The organism is Zhongshania aliphaticivorans, from assembly GCF_001586255.1.
Lineage (GTDB): Bacteria > Pseudomonadota > Gammaproteobacteria > Pseudomonadales > Spongiibacteraceae > Spongiibacter > Spongiibacter aliphaticivorans.
The window spans coordinates 3,634,585-3,653,075 of the sequence record NZ_CP014544.1 but is presented as its reverse complement, the minus strand read 5'-3'; the positions used below and the strand labels follow the sequence as shown (position 1 = coordinate 3,653,075).

Below are 18,491 nucleotides of genomic sequence, written 5' to 3'. Positions count from 1 at the left end.
AAAGCTAAGGAATTTTTACTGGTAAATCTTGTAGCCAGCGATGCCCAGCTTGGTGTTGCCAAAGGGGCTGCGTCCGGACTAGTGCAAAGTTGGGCGCCTCGCTGATTAGCCAGCGCAGTGACAGTTCAAGTAATTGCTTCACTAAAACGCGGCCAATACAGCCGTGTTGGCCGCGACCAAAGCTCAAATAGGGTTTAGCCTCGCGTTCGAAATTCAAGGTGTTGGCGTCAGTGAACACGTCGGGATCGCGATTGGCGGCGGCAAGCATTAGTAATACCCCGCTATTTTCTGTGATCAATTGATCATGCAGTTGTATATCTTCTAATGCCCGACGGGCGATAAATAAAACCGGTGAATCAAAGCGCAGCAGTTCGTCTGCGGCAGCGGGAATGAGCTCGGGCTTGGCGCGCAGCTGATTTATTTTTTCGGGCTGTTGTAGCAAGCAGTGTAGGGCATTGGCAATGGCGTAATCTGCATTTAGGCCATCTGCTAACAACAACATGCAGTTGTCGGCCATAAATGTATCGCTAATGCTAGGGGTTTGGTCATGAAGCTGGGCTAGGGCAGAGGGGAGGTCGTCACTGGGGTGTTGGCGTTTCTGATTTAGAAGCCCAGAACAGAATTGGCGAAAAGAATGCAGCTCTGCATCGAGCTGCTGACGGTGCTGCTGGGAGGGAATGGCGGAAAATAAAGAAAAAAACCAATTTGCCCACAGCTTTAATTGGCGATCTAACTCCGCAGTTTGCTGGCGCGGAGCAATGCCAAATAGGCTGCATAGGGTTTTGGTGCACAGCGGTGTGGCAAAATCATGCAGCAAATCAGAAGGTGTGTCTGTGGGTAAATTACTTTGCAATGACGCCCTGCGCAATTGCTCGTGGAATACGCGGGCAATATTTCGCCGAGCCTCAGTGTGCTGCGGGGCGTCCATGAAGGGCAGCGTGTTATTGGCCACGTCGGCGCAGGTATAGCGGTCGCGATGCCGCTGGTTGACTACCGCATAGTCAGAAGGGGTATTGCTTAGTCGCGGATCAGCGAGCGCGGCGCTAATATCGCGATGCCGACTCAGCAGCCAGCTGCCGCTAGTGCAGCGGTGTACCGGCGAATGATGGCGTAGCTGTTCTAGGGCACTATAAGGCGAGTCGATAAATGCCTGGGAATAGGGATCGATTACAGCGAGTGTCGGCGGCGCTGCCGTATGAGAAATATTAGCGGGACGAAATTTAGCGCGAATATATTTGAGCACGGTCGGCAAGCACCTTGGCAATTTCTATATTGTTATTGTTGAGATGTTCGCGAATGGCGACGCGTTCAGCACTGTTAAGTTTTTGCCCTACCGCGAGTTTGGCGAGAATGTCGACATCGTAGTAGCGAATCGCCGCCGAGAGCATAAATAGTTCGTCAATAAGATTGGCGGTGGTGCTGGGCGAACAGATGTCGGCAATATTGTCGGAGGCTAGACGAACGTGAACGCCTGCTTCTAGCAGTTCCAATACACGAGGAATACTGTTGAAGGTGGGGCTTGGCAGCGAGCGTAATTGGCGCATACCAATGGCGGCAGAGGGACAGCAGATGACGCCAATATTGCATTCGAGCAAGCCGTTGAGCAAATCTTGAAATCGCTTTTCGTCGTAAGTAGAAGGCGAAATCATGTGTACCGCCCACACCAAGGGCTCACCATTGGCAGTACTTAGCGCGCCCTGCTTTTTTATGACTTTAACGAGGCGTTCGGTGCCAGATTCGCTGTCTTCGTTGCGTTGGTCGGTGTGCACATGCAGCATGCAGCGTTTGCTTTTAGCCAGTTCGAGGGTGCGCGCGAGATGTTCGTCAAAGCCGATGTGATCGGGGTATTCATCGCGGTCGTCGGCTTCGGGTAAGGCGGCTATAAAATCGGACTTCGCCGCGCCTGCTGCAAATAGCTCCCAGCGTTGCGGCTCACTGTCTTTAAAACCAAAGGGCGAGTAAGCGGCGATATTTAGTGAAATTTTGTCTTTATATTGCTGTTTAATATCCTGCATTCGGTGTAGTGCAGACAACCCGAGATTATCCGCTGTAACATCGACCAATGTGTCGGCCCGCTGGGTGTTATTGGCAATCATCTCGTTGAGAAAGTAAGTAATCCTCTCCCGGAAATCCTCGTCATCATACGCGGGGCCAGCGTGTAGCTGGTAGATAAGATGGTGTTTTTGGTGCAGTGAAATATGCGACGTTGCGAGCACACTTTGCTGGGCAACGGTGATGTATTTCTCATCAATCGTACCTGCTCTGTCTAGGTGCAAATGCGCGTTGTGCATTCCCCCTAGGGCTGTAATTTTTGCGGTAAGCTTGGCGTAAAATGGTGAGCGGTGGCTAGTCATGGGGGATGGTATCCTTAAACAGGCTTTGGGTTTTTTGCCAGAGATTGGCGCCATACATTATGGTTGTTGGCAGCGCCAGCGGAGCGCAGTCGTGATCTTTAAAATGACAAATTCCCTCGTCGCTTAATCCTAGTTCCAGCGTCCAGCGGCCTAGTCGTGATGGCGTCGTGACGGCAATATCGATGCTGACCGTTGCATCTGGCGGCAGCGCACAGGGCAGGGCGATACTGGCGGCGCGCCATATACGCACTTTGTCTTGGCGTCGCCAGTGCGCATGTAAAAAGATACCGCTGTTAGCGCTCGTTTGCCAAGTAGTCTCGCTGGTGTTACGAATTTGGATGTTGAGGGAGATGTTTTGATTGGGCGTTAGCCCACGTGCTAAGCCAGCGCGCAGCTCACACTGGTAGGCACTGCGGGGAAGATGTTGGAGGTCGTAGCGTGGCGGTTCGATACTATTAGCGCTAGGGTGAAACGCTTTGGCGCAATGTAATTCCTCTTTAAGCCGTTCGGCAAAGTCATTGATAAAGGCATCGTTAAATATCTTTTTGTGTTTTGCCTGCAATCGAGTGCCGGACAGCGCGCCGTGGTAATATTTTCGCCAGCCGATCTCGGGGCATTGATAATTCTGGTAGGCGCTGCGTCGACCGTCTTGGCAAAAAAATAAACTAAGCCTGCCAGAGTATTGCTGGGGAATAAATTTTTCTACAAGGCATAGTAAGCTTGGCTCTTGTTGTTGCTGATGTAATTGCTGGGCAATGCTAAACGCAATTTTAGCGGCTTCGCAGAAGCCGCCGAGCAAGTAAGGTCCGGCGTGTTGAATTTCTTGTAATTCTTTTAAATAGTGCTGGGCTAAGGCATGGCTGTAGTTATCGGTTTTCCCGTCGATAAGATACAGTGAGCGAAAGCCATAAACGGGCTGGTCTGGTCCAAGTGCGCGGGCTAAATTGGCCACTTCTTCTTCGCCTTGGGCGCCCCAAAAAAGCGGCGTTTGGCTGCCGAGGGTATTGTAGGCAAAGAGTAGAGCGTCAGCGCGCAGGCGGTTGCCCTGCCAAGCGCTGGTGTACTGAAGTAGCTTGCTGAAAATATCAGCAGGAATTCCAGAGCTGATCGCGGCGCGCTGCGCATGACTTAGTTCTTGGCTTAGCATAGGGCGTTCGGCACTGTTTGTTCGCTCGCTTAGGACGCGATCGAGTTCTGCAATACTTGGGTAATCGAATAAAATGCCGGGCGGGAGCTTGGCGCCGAGGAGCGCCTCTAGGTCGGCGATAAAGCTCGTGGCGCTCAGCGAGTTTCCGCCTAAGTCAAAAAAATTATCGTCGACGCCAATATCTTCAATTTCAAGGTGATGTTGCCATATTTTCAGTAATTGTTTTTCTAGGTCACTACGGGGTGGTAGTTTGGCTTTGCTTGGGAGTCGCGGTTTACTGCCGTATTTTTCTGAGAGTTTGTGACGCTGTAGTTTTCCCCCTGCGTTGCGAGGTAGTTCCTCACAAAAAAACAGCTGGCGGGGGATTTTATGCTGACTAAGCTGTGTGCTCAGTTTTGCTAATATGTTTTCTGAATTATCTTTGGTGCTGTTATTGAGGACAACGGCGGCAGCGACTTCTTCGCCTAAGCTTGGGTGTTCGACGGAAAAACACGCAGCGTCTTGAATTTCTGGAAGACTTAGCAGGCAGTTGTCTATTTCAAGTGGCGCAATTTTTTCGCCGCCACGGTTAATGATGTCTTTAATACGCCCGGTTAAAAAAAGATATCCGTCTTCGTCAAAATAGCCGAGATCGCCGGTTCTAAACCAGCTGCCGATAAAGTCCGTCTGGTTCGAATCCTGATTTAAATAGCCGGCAAAAACGTTTTTACCGGCTATTATGATTTCACCTGCTTGACCAAATCTCGTGGGATTGCCGTAGGTATCAATGATCTTAATTTCCACGCCGGCACAACGGCCAACACTGCCCTTGCGCTGCGATTTCGATGTTAGTGGATTACTGCAAATAAGACCAGCGGCTTCGCTCATGCCGTAAATTTCGACGACGGGGATATTAAACAGAGATTCAAACTGAAGATGGGTAGCTTCGGGTAATGGCGCGGACACCGAACGACAAAAACGCAGGCTGGAGCTGAGGTCTGATTGCGCCATAAAGCGCGCTTCGCGGCACAGCTCGGCGAGCATAGTGGGTACACCTTGATACCACGTTGCTTGGAACTGTTTAAGACAATTAAAAAAAGTCGAAGCGCTTAAGTCGCGAGCAATAATGACACTGCCGCCACTTAATAGTGGGGCGAGCAGCAAGTCGAGTAACGCGCCGATATGAAATTGCGGCATCATATTTAATACAGTATCACGCTGAGAAAGCGTGAGTGACTGGATCAGGTTGTGGCATGAAACCAGTAAGTTTTGGCGGCTCAAGGGTACTGGTTTTGGTCTTGCGGTGGTGCCGGATGTATGCAGTAGCAAGCAGGTATCGGATGCGGCGTGAGGAATTTTGGTAGGCATGGTTTTTTTGAGATGTGGGCTATTCTTAACAAGTGAAAACTCGCCAGCGGGGCCGGTAAGCTTAGGAATTAAGTGTAGACATTGCAGTTTATTTTGCTTAGCGACTACGCCACTTGGGCGTTGTTCTTGCGAGGTGATCAGCAGTGCGATATCGAGTGGCGCTATAAGCGTATGTAATTCAATTTCATTTAACTCAGGATTTAGCGGCACACAGCAACAGTATTCCATCAGTGCTAGGCAGAGGACCGCATTTTCTGGCCCTTGTGGCAGAATAACTGCAACGCGATCCTCGCGAGCGATGCCCGCGAGTTGAAGCTGCTTGTGGGTGTATTGGAGTTGCTGGGCTAAGGCGGCATAGCTGAGTGGGGCTTGGTCGAGTGCAAATACGGCGGGATGTACGGCCCGCGCCGAAAGATGATGGTGTTCAAGTAAAGATAGCTTAGCTAATTCGTGTTCTTGGGTATTCATCCGACAGCATCCATACTCCGTTCGCTTTTCCTTTCGCATTTTAAGCTTTAAACGTTAGTGTTAAGTTTTAGTTTTTAATGCTCGTTATAAGATTTTGATTCTAAAGTATAAATATAGATGAACCCATTTTATTTCACATTGCACAAGCAGGATGGCTGCCTTTTAAGGCGAGTTTGGCCCGCGAGTGCGCAGTCAATAATAAAGGGTGATTTAAATTGTAGCAGAATAAAACTGCTGAGGGGTAAGAGATAGGTAGCTAAGAATACGTTCGCTGCCGTTACGGTAATAAACCTTTAGGGTTTGTTTGATGCCAAGTGGCGCGGCCAGTTCTGGTGCGAAATCAAATTCTAAGTATTGCTGCTCGGGGTTTATTGCGCAGAGCTTGGCGGCGCTAAAGCCAAAGAATTTTCTGATAAAAGGGTAGAGCGCTTTATAGATACTTTCCTTGGCGGAAAAGCACAGACTTAATCCGTAGTTCAGCTCGAAGCTCGAAGCGGCGATGATGTTGAATTCGTCGCGGTCGATAATTTTGAGCCAAAGTTTTTCGGCCTTGGCTGGGCTGAGAATCGCTTGGCAATCTATGCCAAGCGCGCTTAGTTCGCTGCTGGGGGCAAGGGCGCAGGCGGCAAAGTCGTCGGTGTGGCTAATGCTGCCAATGAATCCTTTGGGCCACTGGGGGCAGCGCTTGTCGTCGGCGAGCACGTCAAAATGTTCCACACCGTAGTGACGCAGTGCTAGTGCGGCAAGATAGCGACCACAAAAATATTCCGCCTTGCGTTTGCTACTGGCCCTGCTGATCGTGTCTGGTAGGTGGATCGCAGCTTGGCTAAAAAACGCGTCGTCAAATAGCTCAAGCTTGAATGATCCCGACATTAAAACAGCGGGATTTAGGCGCTGGTCTACAGGTGCAATACGGATAAATTCCGCGAGTGCCTTTTGCGGCGTTTTGCTCATGCTCTTAGCTGCGCACACTAAGTCGCTGGCGCAGGGCTTCGGCAGACTCAACCCGCTCGGAGTAGCGGTCGACCAATATTTCTTTTTTGTTTCTGAGTAGCAGCGTGAATTTCACTAGCTCTTCTATAACGTCTACGACCCGATTGTAATAGGCCGAGGGTTTCATGCGGTCGTTGTCGTCAAACTCCAGCCACGCTTTGGCAACCGAGGATTGGTTGGGAATGGTAAACATCCGCATCCAGCGACCTAGTATGCGCATTTGATTGACCGCGTTAAAGGATTGCGAGCCGCCGTTGACTTGCATTACCGCCAAGGTTTTACACTGGGTTGGCCGCACTGCGCCGATGCTAAGGGGTATCCAGTCGATTTGCGCTTTCATAATGCCGGTCATGGCGCCGTGACGTTCCGGTGAGCACCACACCATTCCGTCGCACCACTGTGCGAGTTCGCGTAGCTCGGCGACCTTTGGGTGGTCATCGCCGCTATCGTCGGGTAGGGGTAGGCCAGAGGGGTTGTATATTTTGGTTTCTGCACCAAAGTAGCGCAACAGCCGCGCGCACTCTTGGGCAAGCAAGCGGCTGAACGAGCGCTTTCTTAGCGAACCATAGAGGATTAAAATTTTTATTGGGCTGTCATCGCTGACGGGCTGTAATAATTGATCTGTGTCGATGGGGCTTAGGGCGTCGGGGTCGCAATTGACGATATCAGTCATAGTCTAGGGCAGCGTTGCAGCAATAAAGGCCTAAGTTTGCCCTAGCCTAGAATGTGGATCAACCACCGTGTTAATTGCGGTGGCAATTTACTTTACGATAATTTTTCCCGACATTTTATTGCCGTGAATACCGCAGATATACGGATACTCCCCAGGCTTGTCAAAGCGGTAGGAAAAGCTCGCATTGTGGCGTAATCGTGGGCTGCGGATATTGCCAACTTGAATAATGTGATTAGAGCCGTCATGGTTATTCCAAGTGACCTCGGTACCGGCGGTCACGGTGAGTACCTCGGGTGAAAAGCGCATGAAATCAACGATGGACACGGTATCTTTGCCCGCTGCAATGTCGTTTTGAACGGCTTTGGGGCGCGGTTGTGGGGTGGAAGTAGATGACATAGCAGGCATAGACTTCTCCGTGACAGGACGAGGTTTAAGGCTTGTAGGTATTGATGGCGATGTATTTCCCGTGCCATTTTCCGTGATGATGATCGTGCCTTTCATCGCTGGATGAATGCCACATTGGTAGTGATATTCTCCCGACGCTGAAAAGGTGTAATGATATTCGCCGCCTTTTCTTAAGCGTGGGCTTTCGTGGCCGTCGATTAGAATACTGTGGCTGGCGCTGTCGTTGTTGATCCATACAATTTCTTTGCCTGGTTGGCTAGTGATCGTCTTGGGACCAAATGCATAGCTTTGAATTTTTACCGCACCGCCATTGCCTGTCATCATATCGGAAGAAATTGCTGCACCCGCAAACATGATTAGCGCGGCTAACGACGTAAATAATAAATAGACTTTCACTTTTACCTCCACATCGACTCTTGGGAATCGGCGATTACTTTTTTTGACGAGCGTTGCGCATACGATTAGTGCGCCATGTCATCCAGATACCGCTAATCGATAATAATACGGCGGCCGCGCCAACAAAATTAATCAGCGTTGAGCCAATAGAGCCAAACAACCGACCGCTGTGCAGGTCAATTAAGACTTGTTCTAGGGCAACGGTAGGGTGGGCATAGGGCTCAACGTCGGATTTTGCTTTTTCATCGAGCTGAGTGAGTGACGACCAGTTTACGGCTGCGGTATTGTCAAATTCCTGCCAGCTTAAGCCGTCGGCACTAATATAAGTTCCTTCACCTTGAAGTGCTAAAAATGACGTATCTTGTTGTTCTACGATGCCAATGCCGCGAATATGGCCAACGGGGAGCATATAGCCGCTGAGTTCTTCAATGAGCACACCGGTGGGCGATAACAAGGTGAGTTTGTCATTGGTCGCAACGAACAAGAGTTCGTCGCCCTTGTTTTTGATGTCGACAAAACCCAGGGGTGAGGGAATGTGTCGGTCGAGGGCAATATCGTCTAAAACGGTATTTTCTGTTGTAGTAACGAGCCAGTGCCCAGCAGAAAAATAGCCGTTTTCCGGAATTGTGGTATGCAAACCATAAAGTGACATCAGCGTGCTGGACCCGACGCGAATAGCGTCGAGTCCCATGCTCACACTTTGATTAAGTAAAATGCCACTGAAACCTAACCAGCCCATAAATACAAAGGCAAATATGCCTAGGCGTTGGTGCCACTGGCGCAATAGTAATGATGTATTGCGCTTTGGGGCGCTTGGCTTTTTTTGTGCAGACGAGACGGGTTTGATGGCGACCTTTTTAACCGTTGGTGTTTGTGATTCATTGTAGGTCGCCCGGTCTGCTTCGGCGCGAAGGGCATGTTGCGTGTTCATAGAGCCTCCCAGAAGGCCATTTGTTAGTGACTTAAAGTATCTAAGGTGAGAGCGGTTCGTGCCATGCGTTCCATCATTTGTACCGACAACGTAGCGCCGGTAATATTGTCCACCTTATTGCTTAGCTTGTTTCCAGCGGCCTTTGCTCCTTTTAATTGATTAAGGAAGGACGGTTCTGCAACTTGTTCACCGCGAGATTCCCGGTAGATAAGGACACGAGCAGTCTCGATAGCGCCGTTGCTCACAGCAAACCCTGAGGTGGTCGGCACATAGCCCTCTTTACCTATATCATCAAAAACCCACACGGTTTTATTCGCGTCTTTCCAGTAGCGCACTCGCTGAGATGGAAAAGGGCGATTAAATACCGCACGTATCTCACTTTGTGCTTTGGCGTCTAAATTAAGCACAGTGGGTGCGGGCACCTGGTTGTTAAACATTTCGGCGAGAAAGACATCCGGTGTCTGAAATGTTTTATACAGTTCAAAGGCTTTTGCATTTCCTGAATAGAGGCTGCTAATAATAAGAAAAAACAATAATAAAATTATTTTTTCTGCATCTAGTGGGCGCCGCGCAACGGCATCTGAAGTAGATGCCGTGCCGCCCATTTTTACAAATGGATTGAGCATGTGTTCTCCGTAGTGCTACTAATTAGCGAGTTACAATCACGCGTTCATACGGCGCCAGAGCAGCGATTAGCTGGTTGCAAGCTTCGTAGGTCACGTTGATGCGTTCGCAGGCGTTGTATGCTGCTTCAACAACTGCATTAAATTGCGTCACGGTAATACCAAGGTCAGCGTGGGCCGCTGCCATACTGGCGCCCTGGTAATTAACATTGCCACCTAATACAAGTTGTTCTAGCTGTGTGTTTAAGAAGATCTGGCGCTCGATGTTGCCAAACTCGCGGAAAACATGATTAATCCGGTTGTCTAGCATAATGTAGTAAAACAAGCTTTCTACCCAGTTGCGTACGCCTTCTTCTCCGCCCCATTGTTCTAGTACGTCGTCGTCGAGGCCTGGCAAGGTTGGCGTTTTACCTGTTTGCGCAAAGCTCGGCAGAGCGGCAGTGCCTGCGAGAATTGCTATGGCGATAGTGCGAAATATCGGTTTCATGATGCTCTCCTGAGATCTAGTAGACTTAGCTAATACCGTGTTTAGAAGCTGGCCTGGAGTGATAGATAAAACCCGTGCTGGTCAGGCGTGATGGTTATGTCGCCGAGCATTGCGTAGGCAAAGGTCATTGACAGGTTTTTGTTGGGGAAATATGCAATAAAGGCGTCGTACCAGTCACTTTCATTCTGGGTAAGTGTTCCGGCTAAATTGCCAAGGCCAAGAGCTCCTAAGGTTGGTTGTAGTTCAGTTAGGTCTATGCCCGCAACGTCTACACTTTGACCACTAACGTTGTCGCCGTGTTTTGCCCACTCAACACCAATTACAGTGTCTTTGCGTAGCAAGTAGGCTAGGGATATCTCTGGCCGAATTTCCTTGTCATCGCCGTCTGGTCCACCAAATCCCGTCAGGCCGGTTTGGTTGGCTGCACTGTAACGCGCAGTAATGTTAACGAGTGTGTTAATGGGGAAGAAAATTTTAGTAGCCGAAATATATGCTTCCCAATCTTTGGTCTTGGCTGCTTTTAATGTGGTTAGTAGTTCATCGTTTTTATTCTTTTTGTAAAAACCACCGATGGCAACCTGAGGAATAAGATTATCAGAATCGTAGATAGCTTCGCCGAAAACCCGAACCTTGGCGCCAACGATATCCATTTCAATAGTGGTGTTGAATGGTTCGATGCCCGTATCGACTGGTACACCCGCTGATTCGTCGGTAAGGCCTCCCACAGTGTCAAAAACTAAGCCGAGGGTGTTGAAGGTTGAGCCAGTAGTGAGGCTACTTTTTGTATACGAGAGCTCAAAACGATCCCAAAAGCCAACCGCTGCACCGATCGAATGTAAGGTATAATTTGCGAGTGGTGCGTATGTGTAATGCACGTTTCCGTTAATGCCGTCACGAGTTGCATAACCCGTGATAGTAGCCCAAGGAGTGATACCACCACCGCCTGCGCCGTCGATCATGCTAACGCCGCCGGTCGCGAGTACCTTGCCGGTGTTAAACATTTCGGCCTGAGTTATATTGCTCGCAAGAATTGCGGCAACGAGGGCTGCGCTTTTAAAAAGACGCAAGCCGTTTTTTTTTGCTTCTTCCATCTTGATGCTCCTAATCAATAGAAAACTACCGTGCTTGAGTAAAGCGCCCCGCGTTTTGCAGAAATGTCTAGTAGTAGTGCCGGTACAATGGATTTTCATAGGAGATTGCCTTTCGACAAGCACTTATGCGCTCCAAATTGTTGCCGTTCTAAAACACGCTATCCGTCTTCTTAAGGGTGCATTACACACTTAGCAATGGGTGTGCCAGATGCTAGTGGTGATATTTTCGCTGCTGAGACTGAGCGATGGATGCATTTTATTGGTGCGATTTTTTTTAGGCTCCGCAAAAATATTGCTATTAAAGAGGGCGAAAATTGGGGTTTAAATTAGCGACGATTTATTTTGGAACAGTTTTTTAAATTGATGAAAATTTTCGGGCATTTTTATTTTTTTATTATTAGATCTGTTTTTTGAGTTTTTGAGGATGCATTAAAATGGTGATTTCCGCTATTGCACAAAAATGTGGCCATTTTACGACATTGAATTTCTTATGCTTGGCACAATTTGGGGCGAAATATTTGTTTTTGCCTGTTAATAGCAATAATCAGTTGGTTTTATGCAAATGAAAGGGCGCCGTTAAGTGTGATGAGGATCACTATTTTGAAAATGAGCGGGGGATGCGCGCGATAAGGTGTTGGCGGCGAGGCGTAATTAAGTAGGGGTAGCGCCACACTTATTCGCGCTTTAGTCGAAAAGTCCGGTCGATACTCGCGAGCTATAGGCAGCGAGTGAATTAATGAAAACTTGTGGTGCACATTCTAACTTGATGATTACTGTCGACTCCCACCGTCGACAGTAATATATCCGTAGCCCGTGTATTGACGCTGGGTGCGCCGCTCGTTATTTAAAATATATACCCTAATTAGCAATACAGATGGCTTTATATATCAGGTTTGTCGCTGGGGAGTGGGTGGCTGAGGAGTACGATAGCCGTCGACGCTATGATGGCAACTACCGCTGCAATGGGATTGCCGATTGCCAGGCCCTCTTGCGTAAGTCCGGTGGGGCTCAGTGAGAAAAATAGATCGAATTTGGCGATATACATATAAAGGTGGCCTGCTAAGTAGAGCAGGGGGAATAGGATAAGCACATTGTCGCGGGATTCTGCTGGGCGCCGGTAATTGAACAGAAACACTAGGCCGGCAGCAAAGAACGCAAGCGCGTGAGTGAGGGAGGCCAGACCAAAGTTGGCAGCCCACGGCGCCATGTCCCACGGTGGCATGTTCTTGGAAAAAATATTGTAGGGAATAAATAGGATGGCGCCGAGGACGATCGTGGCGACGGGGATAGCGGTAATACCGAGATAAATTGCGGTAGTGGACTTGCCCTGTTGCGGCCAGTCCCAACAGATTTTACGCGCCAAGAACGCGAATGCACCGGTAAAGAGAAAGAACCAATGGTAGCTGGTCAGCGGCACACTGCTGACATAGGGCCATGTTGTGGGGTTGCTGCGATCCCAGATCCACCAGCCTAATTGTGGCCCTAGATTGTCGAAAATCAGATAGCTTAGGCCCGCAAAAAAGCCAACGCTAATGGCCTCGACGCTAGGTTTAAAATTGTAGCGCCTAATGGTCATATAGGCGTGGTACATAAACGTGGGGTAGAACAGCGCGATATACAGGGGAAGGCGGTTGTAGAGGAACATCACCGTGAACTCACCGTGCCAAAAGTTTTCGACGGTGTAGTAAGAGATGATGTCCATTACTAAGCCATATAAAAATGCCGCCACTAGGGTGTATATCGCGGCGGGGCTGGCCGTTTTTTTGCTATGACGAATGGCGTGGACAACGGTTAAGATGAAGCCAATCAGCAATATCGCTTCAATGGCGAGAAAGCTCCAATCTTTGAGTGCCGACGGCGGATTGAAGTAAATAAAGCTATTGGTCGCCAGCTCGTTGCGCATGGCGTAAGAAATATGTTCGTTCATAGTGCTCTCTTATTATGTGGCGTTGGCTCAGTATTTTAGTGCGGGCCCCATGGCGCGCTCACCCAATGCTTCGGGTTTACGCACAATGCCTTGGCCACCATTAAAGGTCAGCTCGTCGTAGTGATGTCCCTCGCGGCGAGCGGTATCGTGAATGCGGTCAAACAAACTGCAGGTGAAGCCAAAGTTTACATGGAAGTATTTGTGGTGATCATCGTGAAATCGATTGGAGCCATGCAGGGGAATACGCGGAAACTTGATGCCGCAATGGTCCCAATAGCCCAGAATAAAGGTCATTGCCACCACGCTCATGTACACCCCGATATGCATGGGGATGATAAAGGCGGGCAGTGCTATATAAGATGCATGAGCAATCCACTCCAGTGGGTGCATTGCGGAGATCGTCCAAAAAGTTGGCGTGCTATAACGGTGGTGTATGTAGTGAAATCGTTTGTAGAACCAGGGTAGGTGTCCGCCAGCATGCATGTAATAAGCTGCAGCCTCTATAAATAGCCAGCACAAGAACAGGCTCAGTACCGTGTAGTCCCAGCCGTATTCGGCAAAGTCAAAATACAGGCGAGACCAGCCGTGTTCAAATACGCCCCAGGCCAGTGTTGCCATTACAACGGTGGCAAGATTGTAGTTGAAAATTCCCAGCCACATTGCCTCGCGATCAAGGCGTTTTGATAAAAATCGCTCGGGCTGGATTTTCCAGCGTTGGCTGTTATCGCGATTGCGCACGTAATACCACCAGTGCACGATGCCGCCGAGGCCAATAAAGAGGGCGTTGCCGCCTATTAAACCAATTAATAGGTACTGCCACATAGCCATGCCGAGTTGCATAGAGCGCTCCACCAGATTGACTGGTTTGCCTTAGAAATTAAGTTACATTGTAGTAAGTTATTTGTCTGTAACTTAATGCAGTGCGCGGGTTTTGGCAAGTAAGTTACATTGATGTAATTTGTTGGGTATTATGTGGCTTTGAATTATCCTGCGAATATTATGGCGACGCCCAACAAGCCAGTGACTACGAGTACTAAGTCTGCGACCTTGGTTGGTCGGCCTCGTGGCAGTAGCAAAGAAGACACCATAGCGCGTCTGCTTCCAGCGGCGCGGCAGTTGTTTGCTGAAAAAGGTTACGCGCAAACCACGTTTAAAGATGTTGGCGCCGCCATTGGTATTAGCCATGCGGCGCTATACAGTTATTTCCCCGCGAAACTCGATTTGTATTTAGCAACCTTGGCGGACACCCAAGCGCTGCTGCTTCCCTACTATTTAGATGCTATCGCCAATGGTGGCTCATTGCGTGAGCGCATTGTCGGCGTGTTATTGGCGTCGGCAGACGCCCATGATCGAGATAGCTCGATAACGGGTTTGCTGGCTGCGGTGCCCATTGAAATTCGTCGACATCCAGAACTGAATGAAGCCTTGATCGGCCAAAATAATGACGTTATTGAGGCATTGAAGGGCATTTTCGCTGAAGCCAAGCAAACAGGTGAGATTCAAACGGAGGCGTCATTGGATAATTTGGTAACGGCATTCCTTGGCGGTGGCGTCGGCGTCGCATTATTCCAGTACGGCATGCAAAATAGTGATTCTCTTCGTGAAGCGATGGACGTTTATGTGACGATGATTGAAGGCCTTATTTTTCGCGCCGAATAGCGAGTATTTAAAATTATTTTTTTAAGAGAATGTTTATGTCAGTAAAGTCGCGATTGATTAATAGTGCGGGTCAGCCGGAGTTCGGGCTGTTCCCGAGTGGTGTAAGCGAAATTAATTACCTCGACTACGACTTGCGCAGTCCTATGGGTCGCAAATTAAGCGCTTGGTCTAAAAAGTTTAAATTTAATCAATTTCAATTTGTCGCCCTAGTGAGCCCAGAATTGATTGTGGGTATTGCGATTGTCGATTTAAAGCTGGTTAGCAATGCCTTTGTATATCTCTACCGGCCTGCAGATGGCGCGTTTGATGAGTTCAGTTTTGTGCAGCCATTGGCGCTGAGTACCTCGATAGGCCTGTACCCCAATAACAGTGAGGCCGTATTTAGGAAAGGCGATAACTCGATAGCGATTATTGCGGACGAAAGTGCAATGCAGCGCCGAGTTTGTGTTTCCTTGTCGGCGGGTGTCGAGATTGATGCTTTGATAGATGAGTCGCACTGCGCGCCTTTGGCGATGTGCTCGCGTGCGGGCTATCAGGGGTGGGTGTACACGCAAAAGACCGCAGCACTGCCTTGTTTGGGGCGCGTGATTTGGCAGGGAGAGACGCGTGATTTAGCGGCAATGAATACGCTCGCTTCAGTCGACTGGACTGCGGGCTATATGCGAGGGGAAACTTTTTGGAACTGGGCCAGCCTGTCGGCAACCCTTGCCGATGGTCGGCGCCTGGGTTTGAATTTGGCGGCGGGTGTGAATGAAACCGGTTTTACAGAAAATGCTCTTTGGCTAGATGACCAGCTAATTAAGGTCGATACCGTGGACTTTCAGTTCTCTCGGTATCAACCCGAAAGTGAGTGGCGAGTTCGCTCCGCAGATGGCATTGTCGATTTACGTTTTACGCCTGCAGGCCAGCGTAAAGAAAAGTTAAATGCCCTATTGATCGCGTCCAATTTTACTCAGCATTTTGGTGTTTTTCAGGGCCAGATTCGCCTGGAGAATGAAGTAATAGAAATACAGCAGCAGTGGGGCTTTGCGGAGGATCACTATGCTCGCTGGTAGCTGTTGTTGCTCGAAATTGTTTGGGTGAGTAATAGCGACTAACGAATGGCCTTCGGCGCGGAAAATGGTGCATGAGCTCGCTCTTTTTACTTGCTGAATTAGAGCTTGGTCACACTTCGGGCTATTACTCACTATAATCACTTTGGTTACACTGTCATTACTTCCTTATTTCGCTATAGTCGCCCTTGCTTTAGCCTTGACACTAGTCGGCAAAAATAATTAATCAAAAAGGGGATGACTCGCCAATGGGTATTAATCTAAATCGACAGCATTTAATGAGTGGGTTTATGCTTCTGTCACTAGCTGCTTGCGGTGGCGGTAGTGGCGTAGATGCACAGCAAGTAGTTAATGACGTGACGGCAAATGCGGGCGCCATCGAAGCCTCGGTTTCAGACGCGTTAAGTTCTGGCGAGTTAATTGATGGGCAGTACATCGTACTACTTAATAAATTGGATGTTGCGGGCTTAGTTCCAGCGCCCTTAGATGAGGTAGTTTCAAGCTTGCTGGAAAGTGTTGGCGGTAATTTGTTGACGACATTTCAGCACACTTTGCGTGGTTTTGTAGCTGAGCTAAGCCCCGAGGCGGCGGCGTTGTTGGCGCAAAACCCGCTCGTCAAATTAGTTGAGCAAGATCGCACAGTGGCAATCGCTGCAACTCAAAATGGCGCGACTTGGGGCCTAGATCGCGTGGATCAGCCAAGCCTGCCTCTCGATGGCAGCTACCAATACAATGGCAATGGCAGCGGCGCCCATATTTATATAGTTGACACGGGTATGCGTAAATCGCACAGCGAATTTAGCGGTAGAGTTGGCAACGGTCGCAACTTTGTTTCTAGTGGTGTGTTGTTTGGCAGTACTGATCCAGCGAATACCGAAGACTGTAACGGCCACGGCAGTCATGTAGCAGGAACAAGCGCGGGCACTACCTGGGGCGTGGCCAAGGGCGCAACCCTGCACCCGGTACGGGTGCTCGATTGTAATGGTTCGGGCAGTAATTCTGGCGTTATTGCCGGTATCGACTGGGTAGCGGGCAACCATATTAAGCCCGCTGTTGCGAATATGAGCTTGGGTGGTGGCAATAGCGAGGCTTTAGATACCGCTGTGCGCGCCGCGATAAGTGCGGGTGTGACTTTTGTGGTTGCCGCTGGCAATGATAATACTGATGCCTGTACTGGCTCGCCAAACCGTGTTGCAGAAGCTGTTACCGTAGGTTCTACCAGTTCAAATGATGCGCGGTCTTCGTTTTCAAACAAAGGCAGTTGCGTTGATATTTTTGCGCCCGGCTCGGCAATTACCTCGTCGTGGTATCAGAGCGATACCGACACCAACACCATCAGTGGTACCTCGATGGCCGCGCCTCATGTCGCTGGCGCTGCAGCATTACTATTAGCGCAAAACCCGTCGGCAAGTCCTGCATCAGTATTTGCGAGCTTAATAAGCGATGGCGTTAACGGCAAGCTAAGTAGTCTCGGTGCGGGATCACCGAATTTGCTGCTACAGGTCGCGGCGGGTGGTGGCGGCACACCTACTGATTTCCCGCCGAATGCAGACTTCACGTATAGCTGCAGCGATCTGGCGTGTAGCTTTGACGGCGCTGGCTCAACCGACGATAACGGCATTACCCAGTACCAGTGGGCTTTTGGTGACGGTAGTGTTGCTAGTGGTGTTACCGCTAGTCATAACTACGGCGCAGCAGGGAGCTATAGCGTTACGCTCACCGTTAACGACAACGCCGCTCAGCAAAACAGCGTAAGTCAAAACGTGGTAGTAGATCTGCCGGGTTCCGGGCCTTGCCCCGAGTGCGAGCAAACCAGTGGCACCTTGGCTTCTGGCGCGCAAACTTACACCCCAAACAGCAGTGGGTTTAGTAGTAATGGCGGCGAGTTCCGTGGCTTTTTGCAAGGCCCCGCAGGCACTGATTTTGATCTATACCTAGAAAAGCTCGGTGGCTTTTTAGTGCAAAGCTGGTCGGTGGTCGCCAGTGGTGAAACCGCGAGCTCTGACGAAACAGTAAGTTACTCGGGCAATTCAGGCACCTACCGCTGGCGGGTAAAATCCTATAGCGGGGCTGGGGAGTATATTTTGTATACCGATAATCCCTAAGCGAGTTTATCGATAAACAAAGAACGGGCGCTAATGGCGCCCGTTTTTATTTATAACTAATACGGTATACCGATTAATTTACTATGCAGACACCGTTTTTGCATGGGAGCTGAGAACCCTAGTTTGGTGTTCATCTGCCAGCCACAAATAAACACAGGGTAGTGCCAGCAAAGTGAACAAGGCGCCAATAATCATGTCGGCAACCAAAATAATACCGATGCTATTTCGTGGCTAATTGGCAAGCGCCATAACCAATACGCTGTTCTTGGCGAGGAGTCCAACAGCCAATCTGGGAGTAGATGTTGATGCTGGTTTAGCTTAAAGGTGTGATGGTTACCTTGGAAATGTGAACTACTCCGCCAATTCTGAAATTTATGAAGGGGAGTAGATGCGATATCGGCGCTATATATGCTTTTTTGCGCATTGCTGGTCCACTGCGCTGTTGTTATAAAATCGTGGAGTAGAGGCGCTAATATAGGGCATCTCCTTGGTGGCCTAGATAGTCTTATTTCAGTGCTTGCACCAAGATGAAAAAAGTGTGGTTTCGACTGCGCAGGCCTAGAAAAATAGTCCGTTTTGAAGGTGTCCTCGGCGCGGTGGTGTTTTTGTTGTGTGCTAATTTGGGTCGTTTCTCCCTGTGTCTAGATGGGGTGGTCCTCGGCGGGGTCGTAGCGGGGTTACTCATTTAGGGCAATTGCGTCTTGGTCGCCAAAATAGCTGAAATTCAGTAAATGGCGATGAAATCACCAGTTTTACGCCGGAAATTACCCCATTTGACGTATTGATGACGGTGTAAACATAGGCTAGTCTGAATTAATTCACACTTATCATGG

At 49.3% G+C, this 18,491-nt stretch carries 15 protein-coding genes; 3 read left to right on the top strand and 12 right to left on the bottom strand.

Translation table 11 applies throughout. The features are described 5' to 3' along the window. Positions 1 to 4: 4 nt before the first annotated feature. From AZF00_RS16175 to AZF00_RS16120, 12 genes are all read right to left on the bottom strand, one after another. The gene (locus AZF00_RS16175) at positions 5 to 1,243 is read right to left on the bottom strand and encodes a cytochrome P450 (protein ID WP_008252188.1); all 1,239 of its coding nucleotides are present in this window, start codon (positions 1,241 to 1,243) and stop codon (positions 5 to 7) included. Continuing rightward, positions 1,221 to 2,354: an amidohydrolase family protein gene (locus AZF00_RS16170; protein ID WP_008252186.1), complete on the bottom strand. Its 1,134-nt coding sequence runs from the start codon at positions 2,352 to 2,354 to the stop codon at positions 1,221 to 1,223. Before AZF00_RS16170 ends, AZF00_RS16175 begins: the two co-directional genes overlap by 23 nt. Continuing rightward, a complete protein-coding gene (locus tag AZF00_RS16165; protein ID WP_008252184.1) occupies positions 2,347 to 5,316 on the bottom strand; it encodes an AMP-binding protein in 2,970 nt (989 codons plus the stop codon). The genes AZF00_RS16170 and AZF00_RS16165 overlap by 8 nt, the downstream gene beginning before the upstream one ends. A 210-nt stretch (positions 5,317 to 5,526) precedes the next feature. Beyond that, entirely contained in the window at positions 5,527 to 6,270 is a 744-nt protein-coding gene (locus AZF00_RS16160) for a 4'-phosphopantetheinyl transferase family protein (RefSeq protein WP_008252181.1), read from the bottom strand. 4 nt (positions 6,271 to 6,274) lie between these two features. Further along, positions 6,275 to 6,982, bottom strand: coding sequence for an arsenical resistance protein ArsH (gene arsH / locus AZF00_RS16155; protein WP_008252179.1), 708 nt, complete (start codon positions 6,980 to 6,982; stop codon positions 6,275 to 6,277). Positions 6,983 to 7,069: 87 nt separating this feature from the next. After that, complete coding sequence (locus AZF00_RS16150; RefSeq protein WP_008252160.1) at positions 7,070 to 7,783, bottom strand: cupredoxin domain-containing protein; 714 nt, start codon at positions 7,781 to 7,783, stop codon at positions 7,070 to 7,072. Positions 7,784 to 7,817: 34 nt separating this feature from the next. Further along, positions 7,818 to 8,714 (bottom strand): PepSY domain-containing protein, encoded by an 897-nt coding sequence (locus AZF00_RS16145; protein ID WP_008252158.1) that lies wholly within the window; start codon positions 8,712 to 8,714, stop codon positions 7,818 to 7,820. Between the two features lie 23 nt (positions 8,715 to 8,737). Beyond that, positions 8,738 to 9,340 carry an FMN-binding protein gene (locus AZF00_RS16140; RefSeq protein ID WP_008252156.1) on the bottom strand — a complete coding sequence of 201 codons (603 nt, stop codon included), beginning with the start codon at positions 9,338 to 9,340 and terminating at the stop codon, positions 8,738 to 8,740. A 22-nt stretch (positions 9,341 to 9,362) separates the two neighbouring features. Beyond that, on the bottom strand, positions 9,363 to 9,824 hold the full coding sequence (locus AZF00_RS16135; RefSeq protein ID WP_008252155.1) for a group I truncated hemoglobin: 462 nt from the start codon (positions 9,822 to 9,824) through the stop codon (positions 9,363 to 9,365). 41 nt (positions 9,825 to 9,865) lie between these two features. Then, positions 9,866 to 10,915: a DUF3034 family protein gene (locus AZF00_RS16130; protein WP_008252154.1), complete on the bottom strand. Its 1,050-nt coding sequence runs from the start codon at positions 10,913 to 10,915 to the stop codon at positions 9,866 to 9,868. 880 nt (positions 10,916 to 11,795) lie between these two features. After that, positions 11,796 to 12,842 (bottom strand): DUF7802 domain-containing protein, encoded by a 1,047-nt coding sequence (locus tag AZF00_RS16125; protein ID WP_008252153.1) that lies wholly within the window; start codon positions 12,840 to 12,842, stop codon positions 11,796 to 11,798. Positions 12,843 to 12,869: 27 nt separating this feature from the next. Continuing rightward, the gene (locus AZF00_RS16120) at positions 12,870 to 13,682 is read right to left on the bottom strand and encodes a sterol desaturase family protein (RefSeq protein ID WP_008252152.1); all 813 of its coding nucleotides are present in this window, start codon (positions 13,680 to 13,682) and stop codon (positions 12,870 to 12,872) included. A gap of 132 nt (positions 13,683 to 13,814) precedes the next feature. Between AZF00_RS16120 and AZF00_RS16115 the strand changes: the two genes are divergently transcribed. The 3 genes from AZF00_RS16115 to AZF00_RS16105 all read left to right on the top strand — a co-directional run bounded on the left by AZF00_RS16115 (position 13,815) and on the right by AZF00_RS16105 (position 17,658). Then, on the top strand, positions 13,815 to 14,501 hold the full coding sequence (locus AZF00_RS16115) for a TetR/AcrR family transcriptional regulator (protein ID WP_008252151.1): 687 nt from the start codon (positions 13,815 to 13,817) through the stop codon (positions 14,499 to 14,501). 35 nt (positions 14,502 to 14,536) lie between these two features. After that, on the top strand, positions 14,537 to 15,556 hold the full coding sequence (locus AZF00_RS16110; protein ID WP_008252150.1) for a DUF2804 domain-containing protein: 1,020 nt from the start codon (positions 14,537 to 14,539) through the stop codon (positions 15,554 to 15,556). Between the two features lie 287 nt (positions 15,557 to 15,843). Then, on the top strand, positions 15,844 to 17,658 hold the full coding sequence (locus AZF00_RS16105) for a S8 family serine peptidase (RefSeq protein WP_197465673.1): 1,815 nt from the start codon (positions 15,844 to 15,846) through the stop codon (positions 17,656 to 17,658). Positions 17,659 to 18,491: the final 833 nt, after the last annotated feature.

Bases quoted from the DNA above. Each gene is read 5' to 3' on its own strand.
- AZF00_RS16170 (WP_008252186.1), bottom strand. From the start codon at position 2,354: ATGACTAGCCACCGCTCACCATTTTACGCCAAGCTTACCGCAAAAATT.
- AZF00_RS16165 (WP_008252184.1), bottom strand. From the start codon at position 5,316: ATGAATACCCAAGAACACGAATTAGCTAAGCTATCTTTACTTGAACAC.
- AZF00_RS16160 (WP_008252181.1), bottom strand. From the start codon at position 6,270: ATGAGCAAAACGCCGCAAAAGGCACTCGCGGAATTTATCCGTATTGCA.
- arsH (WP_008252179.1), bottom strand. From the start codon at position 6,982: ATGACTGATATCGTCAATTGCGACCCCGACGCCCTAAGCCCCATCGAC.
- AZF00_RS16145 (WP_008252158.1), bottom strand. From the start codon at position 8,714: ATGAACACGCAACATGCCCTTCGCGCCGAAGCAGACCGGGCGACCTAC.
- AZF00_RS16140 (WP_008252156.1), bottom strand. From the start codon at position 9,340: ATGCTCAATCCATTTGTAAAAATGGGCGGCACGGCATCTACTTCAGAT.
- AZF00_RS16135 (WP_008252155.1), bottom strand. From the start codon at position 9,824: ATGAAACCGATATTTCGCACTATCGCCATAGCAATTCTCGCAGGCACT.
- AZF00_RS16130 (WP_008252154.1), bottom strand. From the start codon at position 10,915: ATGGAAGAAGCAAAAAAAAACGGCTTGCGTCTTTTTAAAAGCGCAGCC.
- AZF00_RS16125 (WP_008252153.1), bottom strand. From the start codon at position 12,842: ATGAACGAACATATTTCTTACGCCATGCGCAACGAGCTGGCGACCAAT.
- AZF00_RS16120 (WP_008252152.1), bottom strand. From the start codon at position 13,682: ATGCAACTCGGCATGGCTATGTGGCAGTACCTATTAATTGGTTTAATA.
- AZF00_RS16110 (WP_008252150.1), top strand. From the start codon at position 14,537: ATGTCAGTAAAGTCGCGATTGATTAATAGTGCGGGTCAGCCGGAGTTC.
- AZF00_RS16105 (WP_197465673.1), top strand. From the start codon at position 15,844: ATGCTTCTGTCACTAGCTGCTTGCGGTGGCGGTAGTGGCGTAGATGCA.